This is a genomic window from Catenulispora sp. GP43 (assembly GCF_041260665.1).
Classification (GTDB): Bacteria; Actinomycetota; Actinomycetes; order Streptomycetales; family Catenulisporaceae; genus Catenulispora.
In genome coordinates, this window is record NZ_JBGCCT010000024.1 from 19,809 (window position 1) to 33,409 (window position 13,601).

The window sequence follows — 13,601 nt, forward strand, 5'->3', positions numbered from 1 at the left end:
CGGATGTCTGTCAACCCCGAACACTGAAACAGCGGCTGGACCAGGGTCCAGCCGCCGCCGTCGCAGCTTGTTCCAGTCAGAGATCAGATGTATCGCTGCGCGAGCTCCGGCGACTGCGCGCCGAACGCCGCGAGGTCGGCGGCGGACACCGCCTGCAGCAAGTCTTCGCGCTCGACGCCGGGAGCACAGACCACCTCGCCGAGCTCGAGTCCGCGCAGACTCGCGGTCACCACGTCGTCGGCCGACATGCGCGGGACGGCGCTGAGGTCGAGGCCCTGGCGCTCGTGGAATTCGGTCGCCACGACGCCCGGGCACAGCACCTGCACCTTGATGCCCTGCGCCTTGACCTCCTCATGCAGCGTCTGGGAGAAGGCGACGCTGCCGGCCAGCGTCCCGGCGTAGACCGCGCGCCGCACCGGCACCTGCTCCAACGTCGCCGGCCCGCTGAAGGCGATCATGCCGGCGACGTTGACGATGGCGCCCCCGCCGCGCGCCAGCATGCCGGGGACCGCGGCGCGGGACAGCATGACCGGCGCGACGGCCTTCACGTGCAGGAGCTCGGCGGCCTTGGCGGCCGGGAGCTCGGCGAACGGCATGTAGTGCGCGACGCCGGCGTTGTTGACCAGCAGCGTCAGCGGCTCGGCCGTACAGACGTCGGCGACGGCCGCGACGCCCTCGTCGGTGGCCAGATCGGCGACCAGCGGCCGCACCTTGACCTGCGGCAGCTCGTCCACCAGCGCGTCGAGGCGTTCGCGGCGGCGGCCGACGACGATCAGGTCGTGGCCGAGGCCCCCGAGCCGGCGGGCGAAGGCCTGGCCGATGCCGGAGGAGGCGCCGGTGACCAGCGCCAACCCGGTCATGCGAACCGTCCGGTGGTCGTGGAGTCCATGAGAAGTCCTTCGATCGAGGTGCCTAACCATCCGGTTAGTCAATTTAAGCTTCACTAACCGGTTAGTCAACCGATAGGCTGATCCCATGGCCGCACAGGAGACCAAGGCGCGCATCCTCGCCGCCGCGTTCCAGGAGTTCGCCGACCACGGCGTGGCCGGCGCCCGCGTGGACCGCATAGCGAAGAACGCCGCCTGCAACAAGAACCTGATCTACGTCTACTTCGACAGCAAGGAGAACCTCTTCGCCACGGTCCTGGACCACCACCTCGCCGACGCCTACGCCGGCCTGGAGTTCACCCCCCAGAACCTCCCCGACCTGGCCCGCCGCGTCTTCGACTACGCCCAGGCCAACCCGGACGTCTACCGCCTGCTGGCCTGGGCCACCCTGGAGCGCACCGCCGCCCGCCCGCCGGCGCGCGAACGCGAACACGACCGCAAGCTCCCGCTGATCCGCGAGCAGCAGGACGCCGGAGCGGTGGCCGGCACGGTCCCGCCCGAGCTGATCCTGATGGCGGTCATGGCCCTGGCGACGGCCTGGTCCCCGGCGTTCCCGTTCGGCGCGACCGCGAACCCGGACACGGAGTTGGAGACGGCGGCGATCCGGGAGGCGGTCGGGGCGATGGTGGAGCGGATCGTGCGGCCGGAGCGGTAAAGGTTGGAGCTAGCCGAGCTCACACAAATACGTCACCGCGGGCTTCCCGTTGAGCATCCGCTCCCCGGTCGCCACGAACCCGTTGTGCTCGAGCACCTTGTGCGAGGCCGGGTTGTCGAGCGTCACCTTGGCGCGCAGCGTGGTGAGGCCGTAGGTGGTGGCGGCGAGTTTGCGGATCTCGGCGACGGCGGCGGTGGCCAGGCCTTGGCCGGCGGAGGCGCGGGCGATGCGGTAGCCGAGTTCGGCTGAGCCGTCGGCGACTTCGACCAGGTTGACGCGGCCCGCGATCCGGCCCGTGTCGGTCACCAGGACGTGGAAGTAGTCCGTGCCCTGTTCCTGCCATCGCAGGAGTTGGGCGTGGCGGGCGGCGAAGTCGGCGAAGTAGTCGTCGCCGCGGTCGGGGATCGAGGCGGCGAAGTAATCGCGGTTCTCCAGCTCGAAGGCCAGCAGGGCGTCGGAGTGGTCGGCGCGGACCAGTTCAAGGTGTGGCATCGGTGCTCCCGGAGGCGAAGAGGCTGCCCAGATCGACCGAGACAGTAGATCCCCCGGGCCACCTCACAGTCACCTCATTTCCGCGGACGTCGACCACGTCGGCCAGGTCGGCCAGGTCGATGTCAGGCGCGGTGTCCGCAGCCTCCAGAACGTGTAGTGCGACGTGCACGGATCCGACCGAGGGCACAGATTCGAACGGCGAAAGCCCTGCGGACAGGTACGGCACAGCGCTGTGTCGTCCGCACGCGTTCGCATCCTCATAGCGCGCAACGGATCCGGACTCATAACCGTGCACGCCGGCCACCCGCGACCGGACACCATCGCCGACCGCCCAGGCGGCGACGCCATCCGCGCCGCACTCGACCTCGGCGTCCGAGGCGACCGCGTGCCCGCCCTCGCGCAGCGACCACCCGGCCGGTGCCGTCACCAGATGGCAGCGCAGCTCGTACCGGGCGGTGACCAGCGAAGCCGTCACGATCCGCGCTCCGGCCAGCTCCCGCCCCGAGGCCCCGATGCGCGGCAGGTGCCACGACGCGACGTACCCCTCCCCCGCCGCGACCCCCATGATCCGCCCGCGCCGGGTCGCCCGGCCCCACTCGTCGACGAGCGCCACGTGCCCGTCCACGCCGGTGGCCCACGCGCGATCCGACCACGCCGCCCCGGTACCGGGAGCCGTACGCGTCGAGTACGCGAACTTCGCATAATGCGGGTCACCGGGATCGTCGGCGTAGTTGGCGTGATCGCTGCCGTGGTTGACGACGCGCACGATCCCGTCTCCCAGGCCGCGCTGCACCGCCCAACCAAGCGACGGAAGGATCGTCACCGAGTCCTCGGCGGGAGTATCAGAAGGCGCCGACTCGGACCACAAAGGATGTGAAGCCGGGGCCGCCAACCCCAAGAACCCCATCCCCGCAAAGTAAGCAGACCCCGGCCCGCTGTACTCCTGCACCGCCGGCAAGAACTCCCGCGCGCCCCAACCCAGGCTCGGCGCCTCGTCACCATCCACTCCGAGCCGCCGGAAGTAGTCCAGCGTCCGTCCCGCGATCCCACGCACCACACCCGGCGCGAGCGAATCCACCCCGGCGATCCCAGCGGTCCACAGCCCGCCCAACACGGCGTGCCGATAAGCCAGCGAACGCCCCAGATGCAGCGGTGCGCCGTCGTCGCCGAACAGCAGCGCGTAGGAGGCGGCAAACGAGCTCAATCGCTCCCGGAACCGCTCGGCCCGCGATCCCGATCCCCATTCCCCTCGCAGCAGATACCACTGCCACAGGAAAGGCTGGAACACCCACGAGTTGTAGTGATCGACGTTCCGCCCCGGCTCGCCCGCGGGCCCGTCGTTGTACCAGCCCTCCCCGAGGTACCAGGACTCGACGCGCTCGACGTTCTCCGCGCCGTGGCCGCCGTCGACCGGGATCCCGACCGACTCCAGGAACGCCTCGATCACCGCCGGGAACAACAGCCAGTTGTTGTGCTGCCACACCCGCAGCCGCGCGTGGTGCGCGAGCCAGTCGGCGAGCCGCTCACGCACCGGATCAGGGAGCTGATCCCAGACCTGCTCCCGGCACAGCGCCAATCCGAACGCCAGGTTCGCCGCCTCCACGGCCGGCTGCGTGATCCCGGCGTGCGGCCAGTCCTCGAAGCCGACGGCGCGCGGCCAGAAGCCGCCGCTTGCCGGGTCCATGGCCGCGGCCAGGCCATCGGCGTACCACCCCGCGTGCCCGAGCGGATCGCCCTCGCCGCCGCCGAGCCGGGCGGCCGCGATCAGGAAGCTGCGGGCGAAGCCCTCCATGCCGTCGCTGAGCGGCCCGCTCTGCGAGACCGGACCCGGCGGGCAGATCAGCGCCCCGCCGCCCACCGCGTGCTTGCGGGCGGTCAGCAGCCAGCGGTCGGCCTCGGCTTCCCATTCGGCGCGTGAGAATTCGGCGCGTGCGAACAAGGGTCGAGCCTTTCGATCAGGAGGCCGGCGGAGGCGCCGTCGAGTCGCGGATCACCACATGCGTGCCGACGTGGCGGGTGTCGGTCGGGCCGTCGGACTCCCCGCGCAACGCGACGGCCAGCCGCACCGCCTCGCGCCCCATCTGCTCCAGCGGCAGGTGCACCGTGGTCAGCGTCGGGGTCACCTCGGCGGCCAGCGGGATGTCGTCGTACCCGACCACCGACACGTCCTGCGGTACCCGGAGGCCCGCCTCGCGCAGCGCCTGCATCGCGCCGACCGCGACGCCGTCGTTGGCGCCGAAGACCGCGGTGAACTCCCCGGCCGAACCGTCGCGGAGCAGCTGCGCGACCCGCTCGTAGCCGAACCGGCGGCTGAAGGCGCCGGGCTGGATCAGCCGCTCGTCGAGCTCCAGCCCGCGGCTGGCGTGCGCGCGCCGGAAGCCGGCCACGCGTCCTTGGTGGACGGAGAGCTGTTCCGGCCCGCCGACGTACAGGATCCGGCGGTGTCCGAGGCCGAGCAGGTACTCGGTGATGGCGTGCGCGCCGCCGGTGTTGTCGTAGTCGACCACGCCGGCCGGGACGCCCGGCTCCAGCGGCGGGCGGCCGCACAGCACCAGCCACGAGCCCTCGCGGCCCAGGGCCCGGGCGCGGTCGGCGAGCTTGCGGCGGTAGGCCGGGTCGTCCACGCCGCCGCCGACCAGGATCACGGCGTCCGCGCGCTGTTCGTGCAGGGCGTCGATCAGGTCCAGCTCGCCGCCGACCACGCCGTAGGTGCTGCAGACCAGGCACAGCTTGCCGTCCTCGGCGGCCTGGCGCTGCACGCCGTGCGCGATGAAGGTGTAGAAGGGGTCGATGATGTCCTGGACGATGATGCCGACCGTGCGGGTCCGGGAGCCGGCCAGCGCGCGGGCGTGCGCGTTCACCACGTAGCCCAGGGTGCGCACCGCCTGTTCGACCTTGCGGCGGGTCTCGGCGGCCACCGGGTAGTTGCCGTTGAGGACCCGGGACACCGTGGCCGTGGACACGCCCGCGGCCTCGGCGACCTCCTGGACGGTGGCCCGCTTGGGACCGGCGGCGTCCCGCGGCGTCCGCGGCGTCCGTGGTGTCCGCGGCGGCTTGCCCTGCGGCGTCGGCACCCTGACCGCTCCTCTCGTCCTGCTCTTCGGCTGTGGCCTCACGCCAGCCGGTCCAGCTGGTCGGGAAGTACCTCATACCGTAGTGGCAGTCCGGCTACGTACCGTTCCACCTCTTCCACGGCCAGGCGCCCCAGGCGCAACACCTCGCCGCCCAGCGCGCCGGCGATGTGCGGGGTGAGGAAGACGTTGGGCAGCGTGAACAGCACCGAGTCCGGCGGCAGCGGCTCGGTGGCGGTGACGTCCAGGACCGCGTCCAGGCGGCCGGAGACCAGTTCGGCGGTCAGCGCCGTCTGGTCGACGATCGGGCCGCGGGCGGTGTTCACCAGGACCGCGCCGTCGCGCATAAGGGCCAGGCCGCCGGCGTCGAGCATGCCGCGGGTGACCGGGGTCAGCGGCGCGTGCAGGCTCACCACCTCCGAGGCCGCCAGCAACTCCTCCAGCGAGGTCAGCCGGACCCGGGGGTCGGCGGTCAGCTCGCCGGCCTCGTACGGGTCGTAGACCAGCACGTCGGCGTCGAGCACGTCGCGCAGCAGCCGCACCACCTTGCGGCCGATGCGGGAGGCGCCGACGACGCCGACGGTCATCCGGTGGGTGCCGATCGGGCTGATGCCGTCCAGGTTGCGGTGGGTGCCGTCGGCCGAGCGCAGGCCGCGCCGGTAGCGCGCGGCCGCGGTGAAGGCGCGCTTGGCGCCCAGGATGATCGCGGCCAGCGTGTACTCGGCGACCGGCACCGCGTTCGCCTCGGCCGCCGAGCAGACCCGCACGCCGGCCGCGAAGGCCTCCGGCGTCATCAGGAACTTCACGGTGCCGGCGGCGTGCACCACCAGACGCAGCCGGGGCGCGGCGGCCAGCAGGTCGGCATCGATCCGCGGCGAGGACCACGACGTCAGCAGGACCTCGGTGGCGGCCAGCGCGGCGGCGAACGCCGGCTCGGCCAGGCTCGGGACCTCGCCGCCGGTCAGGATGCTCGCGGTCGCGGCCAGGCGCTCGCGGCTCTCGGCGTCCAGGACCAGCGCGGATTCCTCGGCGGTCACGGCCAAGAGCAGGGTCGGACGGTCCGGCGCGGTGGCCGGGGCCGGGATGTGCGCGGCCGTGTGGGACGTGGTCAGGATGATCTCCCCCTCCGCTGTGTGTCGATGGGGATGGTACACGCTTACTACAGCCGGAGCGCAAGACCACAACGCCGGGAACTGCGAGAAAACGGTTTGGGTACTGGGGGGTTGACAGGAATGCAGCTCAGTCGAATACTCCTGTCCAGCTCATCACATTAGTAAGCGATTACCGGCGGGAGAGCACGTTGACCGAGATACGCGCCGCGGACCGCCCGGCTTCCAGATCCGTGTCTGACAAGGCCGCGGTCGGCGGCCATCCCCGCGTCCGTTCCCGACGCGGTCGGCGGACCGCGGGCACCGTCGCGCGCCCCTCGCTGACCCTCTGGCAGCGGATCAAGCGCGACAGGGTGATGCTCGCCCTGATGCTGCCGGGGTTCTTGTACTTCGCGGTGTTCAGCTACGCGCCGCTGTTCGGCTACCTGGCGGCGTTCGAGGACTACCAGCCGTACACCGGCTTCGTGCACAGCACCTGGGTCGGCCTGCAGAACTTCACGGATCTGTTCGCCGACCAGGCGTTCTGGTCCGCGCTGAGCAACACCTTCGTCATCAGCCTGATCCAGCTGATCCTGTTCTTCCCGGCCCCGATCGGGCTGGCGCTGCTGCTGAACTCGGTCGCCTCGGCGCGGATCCGCAAGTTCGTGCAGAGCGTGGTCTACCTGCCGCACTTCATCGGCTGGGTGGTGATCGTCTCGATCTTCCAGGAGGTGCTGGGCCCGACCGGCGCGATGCAGCACATGATGTCGGCCGTCGGCCTGCCGCGCTTCGACTTCATGTCCAACCCCGGGTTCTTCCCGTGGCTGGTGGCGGTCCAGGCGATCTGGAAGGACTGCGGCTGGGGCACGATCATCTTCCTGGCCGCGCTGATGGCCGTCGACCAGGGCCTGTACGAGGCCGCGGCCGTGGACGGCGCGGGCCGCTGGCGACGCTTCCGCAGCGTCACCCTGCCGGGGATCATGCCGGTCGTCATCCTGCTGCTGATCCTGCGCCTGGGCACGATCCTGTCGGTCGGCTTCGAGCAGATCCTCCTGCAGCGCGACACCGTCGGCGCCAAGGCCGGCGAGGTCCTGGACACCTACGTGTACTACCACGGCGTGGCCACCCAGCAGTGGGGCACCGCCGCGGCGGCCGGCCTGATCAAGGCCGTCGTGGGACTGGTACTGGTGCTCGGCGCCAACAAGCTCGCGCACCGCTTCGGACAGGAAGGGATCTACAGCCGTGGCGACCGTTGAGATGGACGCGAAGCCGGCACTGACCGGGCGGCCGCCGTGGATGGAGCGGCCCACGTGGTTCGGGCGCGGCGGGAAGATCCTGGCGATCGCCGTGATCAGCGCCCTGGTGGTCTACCCGTTCCTGGCGGTGGTGGCGACCAGCCTGTCCTCGGAGTCCGACATCGCGGCCTCCGGCGGCCTGGTGATCTGGCCCTCGCACCCGACCTTCGACGCCTACCGCTACGTGTTCAGCGGCGGCATCGTCTCGCAGGCGCTGTGGATCAGCTTCGCCGTGACGGCGGTCGGCACCGCGCTGAGCATGGCGGCCACCATCGGGATGGCCTACGGCCTGTCCCGGCGCGGCGTGGTCGGCGGGCGGTTCTTCCTGGCCACCGCGCTGTTCACGATGCTGTTCACACCGGGCGTCATCCCCATGTTCCTGACCGTGCAGAAGCTCGGGCTCTACAACACCCTGGCCTCCCTCGTGGTGCCCAGCCTGGTCAGCGCCTTCAACCTGGTGGTGCTGCGCTCGTTCTTCATGAACCTGCCCGCCGAACTGCTGGACGCCGCCCGCATCGACGGCCTCGGCGACTGGCGGATCCTCACCCGCGTGGTGCTGCCGCTGTCCAAGGCGGTGCTCGCAGTCGTGGCGTTGTTCTACGCGGTCTCCTACTGGAACGCCTTCTTCAACGCCCTGCTCTACCTGAACGACACCAGCAAGTGGCCGCTGGCCCTGGTGCTGCGCGGCCTGGTGATCGGCGGAGAGGCGACAAGCGCGGCCAACGAGGGCGTCGTGCCGCAACAGGCGGTGCAGATGGCCGTCGTCGTCGTGAGCGTCGTCCCGATCGCCGCCGTTTATCCCTTCCTGCAGCGCTACTTCACCAAGGGCGTGCTCACCGGCGCCGTCAAGGGCTGAGGACGTCCCCAACGCCATCTGGCACCGCACTCATTGACACCGCACTCACTGGCACCGCACTCATCGGAGGAAGCATGCTCACACCCCAAAGCCTCGGGCGCCGCGGGTTCCTGCGCGGCGTCGGCGCCGCGGCGGCCTTGACCGCGGGCGGCTCGACGCTGGCCGCGTGCGGCAGCGGCAAGGCCGCGGCCGAGAACAAGGCCGGCAGCGCCGCGCAGGTCCAACTGCCGACGTACACGCCGCTGGCGAACGGCCCGAAGCCGGACCTGCCGGGCACCGACGCCGGCGTCCCGGCCGGCTTCTACAGCTATCCGGCCTCGCCGACCACCGCGTTCGCCAGCCCGCCGCTGTCCGGGGGCAAGTTCTCGGCGATGACGCCGCTGTTCACCGCGCCGCCGCCGGCCCGGGGCTCCAACCCGGCGTGGCAGGCGATGGAGAAGAAGATCGGCGCGAGCGTCGACCTCACGATGGTGGTCGGCGACGACTTCGACACCAAGCTCTCGACGCTGATCGCCGGCGGCGGCCTGCCGGACCTGATCCAGTACGACGGCCTGGCCGGCGTCCCCACCATCAGCAATCTGCCGCAGTTCCTGGACTCGCAGATCGCCGACCTCACCGAGCTCATCGGCGGGGACAAGGTCAAAGAGTACCCGCACCTGGCGGCGATCCCGAAGGTGTTCTGGGAGCAGTGCACGGTGGCCGGGAAGCTCTACTTCATCCCGATCCCGCGCGGCATCAGCGCCGGCGCCGGCCTGTACCGGCAGGACCAGTTGGCCGCCGCGGGCGTCAACAGCTACACGGACATCAAGAACTCCGACGACTTCTTCACGCTTCTCAAGGAGCTGACGAACCCGGGCAAGGACCGCTACGCGCTGGCCACCAGCGCCAACGGCAACTACTACTGTCTCCAGATCTTCCAGCAGATCTTCGGCGTCCCGAACAAGTGGCGGGTGGACGGCGGCGGCAAGATGACCGCCGACATCGAGACCGACGAGTTCAAGGCCGCACTGGAGTTCATGGTGAAGGTGGCCAAGGCCGGCTGCTACTACCCGGGCTCGCAGGGCTGGACCAAGGCCAAGATGGAGGACGCGTTCCAGTCCGGCAAGGCCGCTCTGATCTACGACGGCCTGCCGGCGCTGTCCACCAGTGTCTGGGCCACCGCGCAGAAGATCGACCCGAACGCCAAACTGATGCCGTTCGTCCCGTTCGGCGCCAACGGCGGGCCCGGCGTCGCCTACCAGGACAACGTCGTCTTCGCCGGCACCATGCTGAAGAAGGCCGACCCCGCGAAGCTGGCGGACGTCCTCAAGCTCGCCGACTTCCTGGCCGCGCCGTTCGGGACCGAGGAGTACCTGCTCAAGACCTACGGTGTCGAGGGCACGGACTACACGCTGGACGCCAACCACAACCCGGTGCAGACCGCACAGGGCAAGAACGACGCGAACGTCACCTGGAAGTACGTCGCCGCGCCGCAGCTGGTCACCTACAACCCCGGCGTCAACGACCTCACCGACGCGGTCCACCAGGCCTACTCCGAGCTGGTCCCGATGGCCCTCGCGGACCCGACCGCGACGCTGTACTCGCCGACGTACGGCAAGCAGGGCGTCTCGCTGTACAAGGCGGTCACGGACACCGTGACGCAGATCGTCGGCGGGCAGTCGGGCATGAGCGCCTTCGACTCCGCGCTGAAGACCTGGCGCAGCCAAGGCGGCGACCAGATCCGGTCGGAGTTCGAGCAGGCGTACGCCAGCGCGCCGAAGAGCTGAGGGGCGGACGCCGCTCATGCGGGAAGCGATATTCGAGGAGCTGCTCGCCCGATACGAGCGACAGCTCCTCAGTCGAATCAAAGCCACCAGGATCCAGCTGGATCTCGATGTGTCCGACGAAGGACACACCACCTTGAGCTACGCGCAGCTGCGGACCTTGGCGCTGGCAGACCCCAGCGCGACCGCGACCGTCGTAGACGCCCTACGCTTCCTGCATGAGAACGCCTTCCACCCCGAAGCCGAGGAGACTGGCAACTGGTGGCACTGGGAGATCGGGACACCGCGCATCCTGCTGGACATCTGCGTCCTGCTTCGTGCGCACATCCCCGACGCCGATCTGAAGGACTACCTCGCGGCGGTGCGGTGGTTCTGTCCGGACCCCGACCGCCAGGTCAAGACAGGGCCGTGGTCGCCGCTGACCGAGACCGGGGCCAACCGCGCTGACAAAGCCCTGATCGTGGCGCTGTCCGGACTGCTCGCCGGCGACGCCGATCGCGTTGCGCTGGCCCGAGACGGGCTGTCGCCGTTGTTCGAGTACGCGACCTCCGGCGACGGTTTCTACGAGGACGGGTCGCTCATCCAGCACGACACGGTCGCGTACACCGGCTCGTACGGAGTCGTGCTGCTGACGTCGGTCGCCGAGGTCCTGGCGCTGCTGCGCGGTTCGCCGTGGGAGGTCAGCGATCCGGGCGTGTCAGTGGTCTTCGACGCGGTCGAGAAGTCGTTCCTGCCCTTCCTGTTCGAGGGCCGGATGATGGACACGGTGCGGGGCCGGGCCATAGCGCGGCAGCACTCGCGGGACCGGGACATCGGCGCCGCGACGCTCGACGCGATCCGGCTGTTGGCAGAGAGTGCCCCTTCTTCGTACGCCGAACGCTGGAGAGCGTTGCAGCGGCCGACCGGGTTCCACGTGTTCGGCGCGATGGACCGCGTCGTGCACCACCGGCCGCGCTGGTCCGCCGCGCTGTCGCTGTCCTCGGAGCGCATCGCGCGCTACGAGTGCGGCAACGGCGAGAACCTGCACGGCTGGTACACCGGCGACGGCATGCTCTACATCTACGACCTCGATGATCCCGACCACTACACGGACGAGTTCTGGCCGACGGTCGACCCCTACCGGCTCCCCGGCACGACGGTCGACACGCGGCTGCGCGAGGACGTCGGACGCGGCTCGGGCCGGGGCACCGGCGCCGTCATGGCGCCGAACCGGGTCGCCGGCGGCACGGTCTTCGAGGGCGGGTTCGGCACCGCCGAACTCGACCTGCACGGCGAGGGAAGCACGCTGCGCGCGCACAAGAGGTGGCACTTCCTGGACGACGCCGTGGTGGCGCTGGGGACGGACATCTCCGCCTCCGACGGCCGCCGGATCGAGACGATCGTGGAGAACCGGAACCTGCATGTGGACGCCGGCCGGCGGTTCGTCGTGGACGGCGTCGTGCAGGAGCCGGAGCTCGGCGTCGAACGCCGGCATCTCGGTGTGCAGTGGGCCCATCTGGAGGGCGTCGGCGGCTACGTGTTCCCCGGCGGCACCGATCTGATATCGCTACGCGAGGAGCGCACCGGGACGTGGCACGCCATCGACGTGGGCGTCTCCACCGAGGGCGACGAGGTCGAGGTCCGGCGGGTCTTCCACACGTTGTGGCTCGACCACGGCGTCTCGCCGCGGCGGGCCGGATACATGTACGTGCTCCTCCCAGGAGCCAGCGAAGAGGGGACGGCGAGACGTGCTGCTCAGCTTTGACGATCTGGACGTCGCGCAGAACGAGGTACGCAGGCTGCTCGCGGCCGGTCAGGGGCAGGACCTGGAGGTACGGCTCAGTGCCAAGGCCTACGCGCGGACCGCTCCCCTGGTCCTCACCGAGCTGGACTCCGGGCGCAACGGCCACACGGTGACGTGGTCCGCCGAGCCCGGCGGGCGTGCCGAGCTCTCCGGGGGCGTCGCGCTCGGCGGATGGCGGCCGGCCGGTGACGGCCGGTGGGTCGCGACGGTTCCGGAGGGGATTCCCACGCCTCGCCAGCTCTATATCAATGGTCTGCGAGCGTCGTGGGCACGCAGTGACTGGCTGGAACACGACGGCTGCGAAATCGGTCCGGAGGGGATGACTGGCGCTGGCTCACTCGGGGTCGCCGCTTATGCGCGTCCGTCGGATGTCGAGATGGTGTTCCGGGTGCGGTGGCGTGCCTACCACTGTCCGGTCGTGGGCGTCTCGGACGATATGATCCGGTTCGCAGAGCCCTGCTGGACTAATGCGCTGCCGGGCACCGGCCGCGTGGGGCCGCACTGGGACAACACCGCGGTCGGGACCGAGATCCACGCGTGGTCGATGTTCGCCACCAACGCCTTGGAACTCCTCACGGAGCCCGGGCACTTCGTATGGAACTCCGACGAGCGCACTGTCACCTATCTGCCGCGGGCTGGCGAGGATATGGAGACCGCGCAGGTCGTGGTCCCCGCCAATGAACAGCTGGTGATCCTGGACGGCGCACACGACCTCGTTCTCAAAGACCTGACCTTCAGCCACACCGCCTGGCACCGATCCGACGACGGCTACGTCGGGGCGCAGGCGGGATTCACGCTGACCGGCGCGTCGGGTCCGCTCGGGGAGGCCGGGTCGCATTACACGAAGCCGGCCGCGGCACTGACCGTGCGCGGGGGACGGCGGATCACGGTGAGCGGCTGCGAGTTCGTGCACCTCGGCGGGGCCGGAGCCGTGTTGGAGGCTGGGACCAAGGACACCACAGTCACGGCTTGCTCGTTCAGCCACCTGTCGTCCGGCGGCGTCTACGTCGGCGACATCGATCCGCATCCCGCCTTGGACCTGGCCGACGAGCACAACACAGTGTCCTTCAACACCTTCCTCGGGACCGGCGCGGAGTTCACCGACTCGGTCGCCGTCTGGGCCGGATACACCCGGAACCTGGTCGTCGACCACAACACCCTGGAGCACCTCCCCTACTCCGGCATCAGCGTCGGCTGGGGATGGAACCAGCCCGAGGCGCAGGATCCGTGGCTCGGGGACAACCGGATCACCGGCAACCGGATCACCGACGTGCTGCGCGTGGCCGAGCGGCAGTACGACGGCGGGGCCGTCTACACGCAGGGCCCGCAGCGCGGAACGATCATCCAGGGCAACCACATCGACCGGTCCGAGTACGGCACCACCGCGAACGACGGCAACGGGATCTATCTGGACGAGCAGAGTTCGCACATCCTCGTCGCGCGCAACGTCGTCACCCGGGTCGGCTACAAGTGGGTGTCGAACTGGGCCGAATACGGGGTCGAGAACCGCGCGGCCGGCAACTGGACGGACAACACGATCACCCCTGCGTTCTCCGGCATTGGCAGCGTCATGGAGGACAACGCCGAGGGCCTGGCCGAGTTGCCGCCGGAGGCCGTCCGCGTCGCCGAGCGCGCCGGAGCCGGGCCGTGGCCCGCGCCGGTCGCGGGGCTCGGCGACCACTGACCCCGGTCTGTGCTTTCTTTCGGGGTC

11 protein-coding genes are annotated in these 13,601 nt (G+C 70.2%); 6 read left to right on the forward strand and 5 right to left on the reverse strand.

Annotated elements, in window-relative coordinates:
* Positions 1-83 precede the first annotated feature (83 nt).
* Positions 84-860: an SDR family NAD(P)-dependent oxidoreductase gene (locus ABH926_RS37035; RefSeq protein ID WP_370370628.1), complete on the reverse strand. Its 777-nt coding sequence runs from the start codon at positions 858-860 to the stop codon at positions 84-86.
* Positions 861-975: 115 nt separating this feature from the next.
* On the opposite strand from ABH926_RS37035, the gene ABH926_RS37040 reads away from it, so the two are divergent.
* A complete protein-coding gene (locus ABH926_RS37040; RefSeq protein WP_370370629.1) occupies positions 976-1,542 on the forward strand; it encodes a TetR family transcriptional regulator in 567 nt (188 codons plus the stop codon).
* A 9-nt stretch (positions 1,543-1,551) separates the two neighbouring features.
* Here the strand turns inward: ABH926_RS37040 and ABH926_RS37045 are convergent, their stop codons facing one another.
* The 4 genes from ABH926_RS37045 to ABH926_RS37060 are packed head-to-tail and all read right to left on the reverse strand — an operon-like array spanning position 1,552 to position 6,259.
* Complete coding sequence (locus ABH926_RS37045; RefSeq protein WP_370370630.1) at positions 1,552-2,034, reverse strand: GNAT family N-acetyltransferase; 483 nt, start codon at positions 2,032-2,034, stop codon at positions 1,552-1,554.
* Positions 2,021-3,973 (reverse strand): DUF2264 domain-containing protein, encoded by a 1,953-nt coding sequence (locus ABH926_RS37050; RefSeq protein WP_370370631.1) that lies wholly within the window; start codon positions 3,971-3,973, stop codon positions 2,021-2,023. Before ABH926_RS37050 ends, ABH926_RS37045 begins: the two co-directional genes overlap by 14 nt.
* Before the next feature lie 16 nt (positions 3,974-3,989).
* Positions 3,990-5,108, reverse strand: coding sequence for a LacI family DNA-binding transcriptional regulator (locus ABH926_RS37055; RefSeq protein WP_370370632.1), 1,119 nt, complete (start codon positions 5,106-5,108; stop codon positions 3,990-3,992).
* Between the two features lie 38 nt (positions 5,109-5,146).
* Positions 5,147-6,259, reverse strand: coding sequence for a hydroxyacid dehydrogenase (locus ABH926_RS37060; protein ID WP_370370633.1), 1,113 nt, complete (start codon positions 6,257-6,259; stop codon positions 5,147-5,149).
* A 146-nt stretch (positions 6,260-6,405) separates the two neighbouring features.
* On the opposite strand from ABH926_RS37060, the gene ABH926_RS37065 reads away from it, so the two are divergent.
* From ABH926_RS37065 to ABH926_RS37085, 5 genes are all read left to right on the forward strand, one after another.
* A complete protein-coding gene (locus tag ABH926_RS37065) occupies positions 6,406-7,449 on the forward strand; it encodes an ABC transporter permease (RefSeq protein WP_370370634.1) in 1,044 nt (347 codons plus the stop codon).
* A gap of 40 nt (positions 7,450-7,489) precedes the next feature.
* Positions 7,490-8,344, forward strand: coding sequence for a carbohydrate ABC transporter permease (locus tag ABH926_RS37070; protein ID WP_370370751.1), 855 nt, complete (start codon positions 7,490-7,492; stop codon positions 8,342-8,344).
* 74 nt (positions 8,345-8,418) lie between these two features.
* Positions 8,419-10,110: a hypothetical protein gene (locus tag ABH926_RS37075; protein ID WP_370370635.1), complete on the forward strand. Its 1,692-nt coding sequence runs from the start codon at positions 8,419-8,421 to the stop codon at positions 10,108-10,110.
* Between the two features lie 109 nt (positions 10,111-10,219).
* Positions 10,220-11,851, forward strand: a complete 1,632-nt coding sequence (locus ABH926_RS37080) for a polysaccharide lyase 8 family protein (RefSeq protein ID WP_370370636.1) — start codon at positions 10,220-10,222, stop codon at positions 11,849-11,851.
* On the forward strand, positions 11,835-13,574 hold the full coding sequence (locus ABH926_RS37085) for a right-handed parallel beta-helix repeat-containing protein (protein WP_370370637.1): 1,740 nt from the start codon (positions 11,835-11,837) through the stop codon (positions 13,572-13,574). The genes ABH926_RS37080 and ABH926_RS37085 overlap by 17 nt, the downstream gene beginning before the upstream one ends.
* The last annotated feature ends 27 nt before the right edge of the window (positions 13,575-13,601 follow it).

Excerpts from the sequence above, each read along its gene's own strand:
- ABH926_RS37070 (WP_370370751.1), top strand. The coding sequence starts at position 7,490 with ATGGAGCGGCCCACGTGGTTCGGGCGCGGCGGGAAGATCCTGGCGATC.
- ABH926_RS37075 (WP_370370635.1), top strand. The coding sequence starts at position 8,419 with ATGCTCACACCCCAAAGCCTCGGGCGCCGCGGGTTCCTGCGCGGCGTC.
- ABH926_RS37035 (WP_370370628.1), bottom strand. The coding sequence starts at position 860 with ATGACCGGGTTGGCGCTGGTCACCGGCGCCTCCTCCGGCATCGGCCAG.
- ABH926_RS37045 (WP_370370630.1), bottom strand. The coding sequence starts at position 2,034 with ATGCCACACCTTGAACTGGTCCGCGCCGACCACTCCGACGCCCTGCTG.
- ABH926_RS37040 (WP_370370629.1), top strand. The coding sequence starts at position 976 with ATGGCCGCACAGGAGACCAAGGCGCGCATCCTCGCCGCCGCGTTCCAG.